The 10,530-nt window shown below is 44.9% G+C and carries 13 protein-coding genes; 5 read left to right on the top strand and 8 right to left on the bottom strand.

Annotated features, from left to right (window positions below; translation table 11 throughout):
• Positions 1 to 212 precede the first annotated feature (212 nt).
• From ACFQ2O_RS03805 to ACFQ2O_RS03780, 6 genes are all read right to left on the bottom strand, one after another.
• Positions 213 to 677 carry a JAB domain-containing protein gene (locus ACFQ2O_RS03805; protein ID WP_108213664.1) on the bottom strand — a complete coding sequence of 155 codons (465 nt, stop codon included), beginning with the start codon at positions 675 to 677 and terminating at the stop codon, positions 213 to 215.
• Positions 678 to 1,463: 786 nt separating this feature from the next.
• Complete coding sequence (locus tag ACFQ2O_RS03800; protein WP_377523080.1) at positions 1,464 to 1,670, bottom strand: hypothetical protein; 207 nt, start codon at positions 1,668 to 1,670, stop codon at positions 1,464 to 1,466.
• A 158-nt stretch (positions 1,671 to 1,828) separates the two neighbouring features.
• Positions 1,829 to 2,950, bottom strand: a complete 1,122-nt coding sequence (locus ACFQ2O_RS03795) for a hypothetical protein (protein ID WP_377523079.1) — start codon at positions 2,948 to 2,950, stop codon at positions 1,829 to 1,831.
• Between the two features lie 146 nt (positions 2,951 to 3,096).
• Positions 3,097 to 3,333, bottom strand: a complete 237-nt coding sequence (locus ACFQ2O_RS03790) for a hypothetical protein (RefSeq protein ID WP_377523078.1) — start codon at positions 3,331 to 3,333, stop codon at positions 3,097 to 3,099.
• The gene (locus ACFQ2O_RS03785; RefSeq protein WP_377523077.1) at positions 3,330 to 3,953 is read right to left on the bottom strand and encodes a Fic/DOC family protein; all 624 of its coding nucleotides are present in this window, start codon (positions 3,951 to 3,953) and stop codon (positions 3,330 to 3,332) included. The genes ACFQ2O_RS03790 and ACFQ2O_RS03785 overlap by 4 nt, the downstream gene beginning before the upstream one ends.
• Entirely contained in the window at positions 3,953 to 4,363 is a 411-nt protein-coding gene (locus ACFQ2O_RS03780) for a hypothetical protein (RefSeq protein WP_377523076.1), read from the bottom strand. The genes ACFQ2O_RS03785 and ACFQ2O_RS03780 overlap by 1 nt, the downstream gene beginning before the upstream one ends.
• 522 nt (positions 4,364 to 4,885) lie before the next feature.
• Here ACFQ2O_RS03780 and ACFQ2O_RS03775 point away from each other — a divergent pair.
• Positions 4,886 to 5,140: a hypothetical protein gene (locus tag ACFQ2O_RS03775; RefSeq protein ID WP_377523075.1), complete on the top strand. Its 255-nt coding sequence runs from the start codon at positions 4,886 to 4,888 to the stop codon at positions 5,138 to 5,140.
• A gap of 559 nt (positions 5,141 to 5,699) precedes the next feature.
• On the opposite strand, the gene ACFQ2O_RS03770 is transcribed toward ACFQ2O_RS03775, so the two are convergent.
• Entirely contained in the window at positions 5,700 to 6,905 is a 1,206-nt protein-coding gene (locus ACFQ2O_RS03770) for a DUF3800 domain-containing protein (RefSeq protein ID WP_377523074.1), read from the bottom strand.
• 78 nt (positions 6,906 to 6,983) lie between these two features.
• On the bottom strand, positions 6,984 to 7,673 hold the full coding sequence (locus ACFQ2O_RS03765; RefSeq protein ID WP_377523073.1) for a recombinase family protein: 690 nt from the start codon (positions 7,671 to 7,673) through the stop codon (positions 6,984 to 6,986).
• Positions 7,674 to 8,118: 445 nt separating this feature from the next.
• On the opposite strand from ACFQ2O_RS03765, the gene ACFQ2O_RS03760 reads away from it, so the two are divergent.
• From ACFQ2O_RS03760 to ACFQ2O_RS03745, 4 genes are all read left to right on the top strand, one after another.
• Positions 8,119 to 8,445 carry a four-helix bundle copper-binding protein gene (locus ACFQ2O_RS03760; protein WP_377523072.1) on the top strand — a complete coding sequence of 109 codons (327 nt, stop codon included), beginning with the start codon at positions 8,119 to 8,121 and terminating at the stop codon, positions 8,443 to 8,445.
• 183 nt (positions 8,446 to 8,628) lie between these two features.
• Positions 8,629 to 9,339 carry a DUF305 domain-containing protein gene (locus ACFQ2O_RS03755; RefSeq protein WP_377523071.1) on the top strand — a complete coding sequence of 237 codons (711 nt, stop codon included), beginning with the start codon at positions 8,629 to 8,631 and terminating at the stop codon, positions 9,337 to 9,339.
• A 186-nt stretch (positions 9,340 to 9,525) separates the two neighbouring features.
• On the top strand, positions 9,526 to 10,155 hold the full coding sequence (locus ACFQ2O_RS03750; RefSeq protein WP_377523070.1) for a DUF2911 domain-containing protein: 630 nt from the start codon (positions 9,526 to 9,528) through the stop codon (positions 10,153 to 10,155).
• Between the two features lie 173 nt (positions 10,156 to 10,328).
• Positions 10,329 to 10,526 carry a hypothetical protein gene (locus tag ACFQ2O_RS03745; RefSeq protein ID WP_377523069.1) on the top strand — a complete coding sequence of 66 codons (198 nt, stop codon included), beginning with the start codon at positions 10,329 to 10,331 and terminating at the stop codon, positions 10,524 to 10,526.
• The last annotated feature ends 4 nt before the right edge of the window (positions 10,527 to 10,530 follow it).

The following is a 10,530-nucleotide window of genomic DNA, read 5'->3' as shown; positions in this document are numbered from 1 at the left end:
TATTAATATATACGTTATGTATTTTATTAGTTACATTTAGTATATAAAATTTATCCACAAAATAGAGTTTTTATTTCCCCTTATGTTAGCGCTAAATTGCTTGTGTGCTATTGTATAACAGGCATTACTACAGAAAGAAAAAAGGAAAACCCGCCGTCAGGCGGGCCGCTACAATTGGTTTAACAGCCGAGATTTGAAGGAGTAAGGGACTTTTATAAAAGTCCCTCGTCTGCAAAAGAATAATAGCCCTCATTAGTAAGGATGATGTGATCCAGAACAGCAATATCAAGTAAGTTACCGCCCTCCTTCACCTTTTTAGTAAGGCTAATATCTGCACTGCTAGGCTTTAAGTTGCCCGATGGGTGATTATGGGCTAAAACGATCCCACTGGCATTGGCTTTGAGCGCAGCGACAAAGATAAGTTTGGGATCTGCCACCGTACCGGCCACGCCACCGGTAGAAACCTCAAATATTCCCAGCACTTTGTTTGCCCTGCTTAATAACATAACCTTAAATTGCTCGCGGAACTGTATGCTGCCCTCATCCCACAGCTGTAGGAAGAAAGTGTAACTGTCTTTAGAACTCGTTATCTGCGGGCGCTCGGAGGCCTTCACCTGGGGATGGTAGCTGAGCTTTACCTCTGCAATCTGGCTGACGGTTGTTGAAGTCTGTTCCATACACACAAAATTTAAAAGCATTGACATGAAAGATATATTAATATATACGTTATGTATATATTAAGTTACATTATGTATGTATAATTTTTATGCTTTTATCTTATTTTTCCCGGCCCTGTGTAGGAATCTTTAGGCTTCATAGCTAGTCATTAAAGCACTGAACATATTTTAGCTGTTTTTGTGAAGAAGTTGTGTAATTTTCGCAGCGCAAGTCTCTTTCTCTTCCCTTTTGTTAAATCTTTATTGTTCACGAACCCCTCCGACATTTCAAATTACTATTTATAAGGAAGTATATAGAAGTATATATATTTAGTGGCAATACTTGAACGGCTGTACGGAATAGAGCCAATGGGCTGCATTATGGGTGTGACAATACTTGAATGACCTACTACTACTGAGGCAATACTTGAACAGCCTTGTAGAAGCGTGGCAATACTTGAATGCCTTGAGGCAATACTTGAGTAGGTAAAACAGCTATTATTGAGGGAAATAGCGAGTTTGTGGCGATACTTGAACGACTTGAGACAATACTTGAATGGATTGTGGCAATACTTGAACGGTTCCGGCTACTGAGGCAATACATGAACGACTCTGACAGAGTGAGGCAATACTTGAATAGTAAATATCCTCTTGGCTCAAGAAGGCATCCATAAGGTAAAAGATCGATTCGATACATTAAACCCGCCGCTTCGTATGGCTTGCAGTAACGCAACCTGTCCAGATATCCTCAGAAAGAACGCCTGTGGCATGCTGGAGACATTCGCTAGGAATTTCTATCATCATTATTCAAGTGCCTTCGTTAAGTTTCTGTACAGTAGAGACAAATCGTTCCTGTGCATAATGCCGATTCTCTCCACATTGCACGTTATAGAAGAATTGACTGCTCAGCTTGTCATACACTATATCGATAACGCTGCCTCTTTGGTCACCTAATCCTGTGAGCGTACCGCTTACTTCTACATCTTCTCCAAGTTTGTATTTTGCAAAAGTCATATCTCATCCATATATTAGATTGGCTCTTTATGTCTCGTATGTGTGGCAATACTTGAATAATAGGCTAGAACACTTGCTTAAAGTCCTTCCAAGGGCAATGTAGGGAGTTTCCATATAGACTTTAGTTATGCCCTGTGTGACAATACTTGAATAGCTTTTTAATTATCGTCGGAGAATAGACCTCCCCGAATAAGCTTTTTCGCCATTGCCAGTGTGATATCCTTGTTGTGCACCTTAAAATATGCTTTGCAAAGCTCATTTGCTTTGTGCGTCAGGTCCGCGTCCGAGTTAGTAAGCCAACGCTGAAAAGTATCTTTCTCTCCAGTGATTTGGACATGGTTCCCATATGTATGGTGGAAAAGATCCCGCATGCGCTCCAGCAAGGCAATGTAAAAGTTGTGATCCTCCTTCGCCTCCATAACCTCGTGATATACGGAGAAGTCCAAACTAACCCAATAGAGCTCCTGGTACTTTTTAGTCGGGTCCCCTTGGACAAAAGTATAGTCAAAAGGCAGTTTTCCTTTTTCCCGAATGTAGTCCAGTACCCTCTTCACACTTTTTTTCTTGAACCGAGGTTCCTCTGACTCAATATGGGCAACCGAGGCCAACAGATCTATAGGCAACTTCGTGATGCGTTTACCTGAGCTAAGCAGCTGGTGACGCGTCTTGTAAAGGAAAATGTACAGGCTCTTGCGCCCGTCGCCGCCACGCCCTTTTCCTACATGCTTATAGCCGTTGGTGTCGATGGTATAGTACCTGCGGAAAAACCCTTCCATAAGCTCATCCGATATTCGGACATCGTAAATCTTGATGGTGTTGGTATGTCTGTCGATGCTAACCTTAATATCCTTGAGAATGGCAAAGTTCTTCAGCTCTATCACCTTATCCTGATGCTTATACTCGTAGGAACGAGAGAAGATGATGTTATTGCTCAGCATGTGGAACAAGGCATAGTCAAAGGTTGTCTCAAACCTGTGACCGAAATATTCCGGCACTTCCGCTTTGGGGTTATTTTTGAACTTGGGGTGCACCTCACACAAAGTCTGCTTGTTACGGCCAGTCTCTTTGCAGAACTCTGAAAGCGTGAACCTCGTGAAACCGAAAAGGTCCTTTTTCATTTTCCTCGAAATGAAGACGATGAAATCTTTCACAATACCGGCATCTTCATCAAAGGACTTCTCAATGTCTCTGATGTTATCGGCTACGCTCCTGTCAATCCTACTCAGGAAGTAGGTAGGATCGCTTAAAAGTACCTCAGAGGGTTTGTTCTCGTGTTGCATAAGTTACTAAAAACAGGTACGGATTGGCAACTCAGCCACTAGTACAGTCCTTCCTCGTCCTTATAAGGAACGGGTTGGTAAAAATCTTTGGGTAAGTTAAATTTTTTTCAAAGTTAACAATGTACAAAATATAAATCTTTACAGGACTAACCTTTCTCGATCCGGATGCTGTACCCGACCTTCTGCAGCGTTTCCTGGGCTTTGATAAGCCTTGCCAAAAAGGTTTGCCTATAGCTCCCCTTCCCACGGCCAATGCCTTCATCCAGCTCTGCCAACTTCTCCCAGGTAAGGTTTGTCTCCTTAAACATAGCCTTCACCTCTGCGCTGATGTGGGTCTTAGGGTCACACGCTGCGCATGTCTCGCCTTGGTTGTTCTCACTCATAGTTTGAACCTGATAGATTGCTTATTTGATAACTCAACAGGTTCAAGGGCCTCCTTAAAAAGCGGGTAAAAAGGGGAGGGCCCTTTGTTTCCTGCAGCAAAAGATGCCTGCTCTGCCAGTTGGTACTGCTGTTCCGAAACCTTGCGCCAGTCTATTTCATACCCCGCCTGTCGGGACAAAAGGGAAAAGAAAACCTTTAGTGTTCTGGTGTTTCCCTCGCGGAAGGGGTGAATGGCATTCAGTTCCTCAAAAAAATAAGATCCCTTCAATAGGAACTGCTCCCTATCCAGTCCCTTTAAATACCCCGCTGCCTTCAGCTCCTGGAGTAAGTGGTTGGCATAGGGCTCAATCATACGTGGCGCGGCATGTACAGCATTGCCTTTGGAGATCATTACACTCCGGAGCTCCCCTGCCCAGGGATAGACGGTGCCAAAGGTTTCCTTGTGGATCAGCTGCCAAAGCGCTAAATTAAACTTTAGTTGATTGGCTAATTTACCAGGCAAAGCCAACACATTATGCCTCCAGTGAGTAAGCTCTAATTTGCTTAACTTAGCTGCGTCCCTTATGTCAAAATGATTGATCAGCACACTAGTGCCGGGATAGCAGTACCTGTCGTTCATTACAGATACTTTAAGTTGAATACCTCATTCATCTCTTCAGGCGTGATTTGCCCGTTGATATACAGCTCATCCAGCACCTTGTTGAGCTCCTCCTCCTCGTAGCCCTCGCAGGCAGCGATGTGGTTTGTTTGCCCGAGTTGCTCCCTCCGTTCCTGGCGAACCTTTTCCGATACCACAGGCCTGTCTCTGTACTGAGATAAAAGCTGCTGCACTTTCTGCTCCCTGACATCCTGCTGCACTGTCTCCAGGCTTCTGATCAGTCCGTTGAAGTACTCAGCTATAGTTCTGTGATTGCGCCGGTTCGTGGCTTCTATGGCTTTGATGAAGTACATATCGTCCACGTTGCTCTGGTCATAGTTTTCCAGTATGATCGTGGTCCCGTTCTGTAAAATGCCTTTTACTCTGTTCATGCTAACTCAAGGTAATGTCTGTATTGGTATACGAAATAGGCTTATCAAATGTAACAATATATCGTTACATTTACAAATAAAAACAAGCTTTGCTTCCGCTTCTGTTTCCAACTCCTATATTACCACAAGACTGTTAATCACCAACATATCTAGATCCGAAGTCATCTATGGCAAGAAGCGGTTCATCAAAAGAGGCCCTATGGTTATGTAAAAAAGTTGCTGCAAGTCAAAGGTAGCGGTATATTCTGTTGTTAAATCTAACAGTGATGCCATGAACTGTAATTGCATTAGGGAAATCAAAGAGCAGGTAGAGCAGGAACTTATTATGAAGGGCAAGAATGTTGTGGGGGTGACAGTGCCAACGGAACTTCTCATATGTGAGAACGAGAGGGGCCAAGAAGTCAAGGCGGTGACATTCTCAGAGTTGCACGTTCAGCTTGAGGAGTTGGAACGACATCAGAAAGCCATTTTTATACATAGCTATTGCCCGTATTGTGGCACCAAAGTTCTGTGATACGGGATATGCCAGAGATAGCGCTAGACAAAAGTACCTTACCCAAAGATGGACAGCATGTCAAGTGGCTGGTATGGATAAATGACGTAGAGGCTATCTGGAAAGAAGGGGAGTACCTTGCAAAAGAGCAGCTGTTCATCAGAGGGCCATTTAATGGAAGTTACAGTTCATCATTAACTATAAGCGATGAAGACTTCGATTCCGCTTGGCACGTGCTGAGGTGGGAGGCTGTGAACAGCAGCATCACAGTGCAAGGGAAGTAAGAAATATTTTCCAAGGGAGGTTTATGATCGTTAGTGTGTCCCTTATTTCAAAGCAACAGAATCTACCACTTCATGGTAGAGCCCTTGCGGTTTTGCCAAGATACTATACGGAGACATTTCTATTCTCAAGGAACTATAAAATCACATACCAAAGAGTTGATCAATGTTCTGTGGGTCCGCTAGACTAACTTTAAAATAGCGTTTATTGAGTTCATACTAATAAAATTGCTTGATACAGTTATTAAAAGGCAGTCAGACTTGATAGCTAAGCCTCTTTGTCAAACCCCACAGCTTCCAGAAATAAGGCGAAGAAAGTCTTCCTCACAACAGGAGGAAATCATTGCACCAATAAATCTTAAGCTATTATTAGGCCACTGGCATTATACATTATAGTCAAGTATCTGAATAACATAAATAAACAATACTTATAATATAAGAGTTAACATTTAATACCTAATACATAATAATTATTATTCATTACGTATTAAATGTTAATTATGTGGTTAGTCTCTAATCTGGATGATAGTCACTGAACATAAGTAATTATATTATATGAGCCTTATCTAAACGAAAGACTTCGCTGAGCCTCCATTAAAGAAGCATGCTTCTCCTTATCCAGTGTTTTGATCAACTCATGCAAAAGCGAATAAGCAGAGTTTGATTGAAGCAGATCCACCTCTTGCACACTATTCACCATCAACTTTCGGTTACAGATATTGATGCGGTTAAGCATCGGAACAATGCTGTTGAGGTAACGGTTATAGAAGCCAGCAATATCTTCCACGCCGTCAGGGAGCTTATAGCCTGACTTACCTTGGATACTTGCGATTAGCACCCCGTTGTCGCGCAGGTGTTGGACACAAACCCGCAGCTGCTGCTCCGAAAAGGCCGGAAATCTCCTTTTCATCTTTTCGATGATTTCCCGTTTCTCGATGAGGCGGTCAGGAGCGGTTCGGAACATCAGGTACAGGTACTGCAACACGGCAAGCGCCTCCTCCGAAAGGCTGTTTCTGCCAGAGAGTGCCTCTTGTGCGGACTCCGAGGCTATTCTTCGTATAAGGTGGTTCTTCTGCCGGTCTTCGGGGGTAGGGGAGAGGAGATAGCCTGTTCTTTCAAAAGGGAAAAAATCAATGAACGTACGGTCGTGCAGCAGATCGAACAGGGCGGATGCCTTTTCGTGGCTGTGACTGGTGCAGTAAATCTTGCCCAAGCAGCCAGAAAGAAAATCTGCCAGCTGCACCAGGGGCTCCTCTGCCTTATCCTCCACCAGGCGGTAAGAGCGCTCCGGCGTAAACAGATCCCGCTGGATAACCTTAGTTTCAATGTAATGGTGCAGGCTGCGCCGAAACTCTGGCCAGCCAAGCTGATCGGCATGAATCGAGAAAGCAGTGAAGTTTTTGGGAAACTGCTTGAGAAAGATTCTGTTGAAGTATTTATAGAATACATCATTATAATCAAAACCTGCTCCCTCCAGCTTGCTCTTGTTGATGACCATCCCCAGCACCACGAAGTCCAACTGGCGCAGCTCCCTTAATACCTCCAATCTTTTCCGGAAGCCCTTCTCATCATTGGGGATACGGCTGGACTTGATTGGTTGGCCTTGGAAGAAGCGTTGGCTGATCGTATCCCTTAGCAGCCGGGCCTGCTCCAGCTTCGTCTCATCCAGGAGAACAGCTGTCAGCACAAAATGGGAGAAGGTACCGGCTTTATCCAGGTTTAGGCTGGCGTTTCCGAATTCATCCAGAAAAATATGTACATGTTGCATAGGAGGAGTATAGGGTGATAACTCTTATGCCACATAAGATACAAAAGATGAAGCACTTTCAATATAAAAATAGTAAGCCTAAACTACGCTGGTGAGGGCATCCGTTTGAAGCAGCCCTTGTCGGATGTGCAGCCGCTGAACGGTGATGGCAAAGAATTTCTTCCCCTTGCGAGTGGTGAAGCCATGGCTGTTGAGCCGGTCAGCAATTTGCTGATAGGTCATATCCTTTTCCCGATACATCTGGATCAGTTCCGTGGCCTGTCGGTTGGCTTTGTGTGAAGCTGCGTTCTCCTGCCGTATCTGGAGCCCTTTCGTCCTGGCTCCCTGGGTCAGGTTCTCAGGCGTACCCAGGGCAAAGCCCTGTAGCTTCTTTTGCTGGAGCGCGGCTCTGGTCCTGGAGCTGATTAACTCCCGCTCATGCTGGGCCAATACGGCGAAGATGCCGATGGTCAGGGTATTGGCATCGGGCATGTCCACGGCCAGAAAATCCACGTGGCTGTCACGCAGCTTAAAGATAAACCCGGCATTTCGACTGAGGCGATCCAGTTTGGCAATCAGCAGCTGGGCCTGCTCCCGCTTGGCCAGGGCGATGGCCGCCTCCAGCTCTGGTCGGTCGTTGCGCTTGCCGCTCTCCACCTCAATGTGCTCGGCAAGCAGCACATCGTCTGGCTTGAGGAAACCCTTCACCATCTCGCGCTGTGACTCCAGGCCCAGCCCGCTCTGGCCTTGCTTCTTGGTGGAGACCCGGTAGTAGGCCACGTACTTCATCTTAGCTACTCCTTATTATATAGGTGAAACTCGGGGGCAAAGATAGTTATAACCTTTTACAAACGGTCGTTTATAAAATGTTATAAGCTGTAAAACGATGAATACTATTTGCCCTTCACTTAATCAAGTGCCATGTCATGTACTATAAGACGTAAAATTGATAAGAAGTAGGAAAGCTTTCGGAAGGGGATAATACAACGAGAAATACAACCAAGGGAGTTGCCCTTTTTTCATGAGGAGGACCTAACCGTGAAACACTAACTGCACCGGATGTGTCTCTATATTCCTGCAAATATACCCGATAAATATAATTATTAAAGCACTATATTACTCAGGCAATCAACAGGGTGCATTCATGACTATATAAAAATCAGCTGGGAATGTATAAAACCATCCCGGTAAGGGATGGGTATAACTAAAGACTTATAACCAAACAAAACAAACTATGAACATAACAATGAATAGAGAACTAGTTGCTGTGTTGGCAGAATGTGCCGCAGCCTGTAACTACTGCGCTGTCTCCTGTCTGCAGGAAGACGATGTAAAAATGATGGAGCGCTGCATCCGCCTTGACTTGGACTGTGCCGCTATTTGTAAGATGGCGCTGGATTATGTATCCCGTGACTCGACTATGAAGCGAGACGTGCTGGACCTGTGCGCCCGAGTATGCCGAGAGTGCGGTGCAGAGTGTGAGAAGCATTCGCACATGGAGCACTGCCGTATGTGCGCTGAGGCTTGCCGTCGTTGCGAGCAGGCTTGCCAGCAGGCGTAGTCATCTTTACCATGTTGAAGTGTATACTTCAGATAATTTTACCCTGATTGCCCCTATACCTTATAGGAGTGGTCAGGGTATTTTTACTATAGCACGCTTGTTCAGCGAAAGTTGTCGCTGCAATAAGATAGGGCTTAATAAGTAAATTTTTATGTAATTTATTAACTACTTAATCTATTATCTATGAAAACACATTTTATCAGTATCAGAAGCTTTGCTCTTATGGTAGTTGCTGTCTTCGTGTTCAGCAGCTGCGAAAAAGACCAGGATGTTGTTAGCCCGTTAAGTGCCAGCGCAGAGCAAGCTGCGAAAGGTCCATACTGGGAGGACGATAAAGCATTTGACAAGGAAATGCAGCAGATCATCAACTCCATGATGAAGATGATGAACCAGATGGAGATGACTTGCGACCCCGACATCGATTTTGCCAACATGATGATCATGCACCACGAAATGGGAATTAAAATGGCCGACCTGGAACTGCAGTATGGGCATGAGCCGGAAGCATTGGAACTGGCCGAGAAAACGAAGATAGGCAACATGGAAAGCAAAGCACGTCTTGAAGCATTTCTGGCCTCGCATCCAGGGGCGGAACCACTATCGAAGGAGGAGTGCAAGATGTTTATGATGGAGATGCGAGAGGACATGATGGCTATGATGCACTGCATGCGTTCTGTAAAGGACACGCCTGATCCGGATGTTGATTTTGCGCAGCTGATGATCTGCCATCACGAAGGAGCGCTTGCCATGTCAAACACAGAATTGAAGTGGGGGAATGATGAAATGGCCTTGGAGGAGGCTGAAATGATCATTGAAGAGCAAGCGCAGGAAATAATGGAGCTAGCTGCATTCTTGAATGAGCACGGTATACCGACCAAGCACCATAACATGTAGTAAGTCAGCCTGATCTGACTGGATATTTAAAAGCCCGGCTGCTGGAAACGTCAGCCGGGCTCTTTATTTAAATGCCGTTTCATCCGGAGTATAAAATTTGTAGCTTTAGCCTTCACTTACATCGAACAATAGGTATTGCTTACCTTGTCAAAGCCGGTGTAATACCCATACTGCAACCCTTATACCATGAACCCCAAAATTACAAACAGCTTTTTTGCTCTTATATTATGCGCCTCCCTGTCCTATTGCAACCAGGCAGCTAAAGAACTGGAAGTACCAGCAGAAGCAACACAGCACGCCAATCATACCCCTAAAATGAGCGAAGGCGCTGTCATTATACAGGATCAACCGGAACCTGATACATTAAAAGGCAGTCTGAAAGCAGAAGCCCATGGTATGGTAGGCAATGCGCACCTGACCATCAATTACCATTCACCAGCCGTGCGCGGACGCAACATCTGGGGCGGCCTGGTAGCTTACGACCAGGTATGGGTGACAGGAGCGCACTCAGCCACCAGCCTGACAACGGATAAAGACATCACCATAGGAGAAAAGCTACTGCCAGCAGGCAAGTATGCCTTGTTCACCATTCCTGGAAAGGAGGAGTGGACTATCATCATCAACAAGAACTGGGAGCAGCACCTGACCGACAATTACACGGAGAAGGAAGACATATTGCGCGTTACCGTAAAACCTGAAGCAGCAGCGCAGCTACAGGAGCGACTTCGTTACCAGATCGTGTCAGAGGCTGATAGCAAAGGAGCCATTAACATAAGCTGGGACAAGTTGAAAGTAACAGTACCCATTGCTATGTAGGTGTAGCCAAGAAGTATCTTTTATTCATAAAGCCACTCCAGCAGCTGTTGGAGTGGCTTTATGAATTTATAGATGAACCTGAGTATAGCCATATGGGTATACCTGAACAAGAAGCAACGTTGCTTACTTGAAAAGACTTATAGGCGAACAATTATACTTTAACAGTTAAAAAAATGGAAAAGGGAAATTATATGAAGTTTTTGTTGATGCTAGGCATATCGTTTGTGATCATGTACGGGGTAATGTATTTAAATGCCGATAAGTTTGATCATGTGTACCTGAACCAGAACAGACTGTACATGGCCCTATTGATGGTGGCGCCTATGGCCCTTGTTATGTTAGGGTTTATGTCGGGAATGTATACAAATTAAGAAG

Origin of the sequence: Pontibacter rugosus, from assembly GCF_042678745.1 — a bacterium.
Classification (GTDB): domain Bacteria; phylum Bacteroidota; class Bacteroidia; order Cytophagales; family Hymenobacteraceae; genus Pontibacter; species Pontibacter rugosus.
This window is presented reverse-complemented; position numbering and strand designations above follow the sequence as displayed.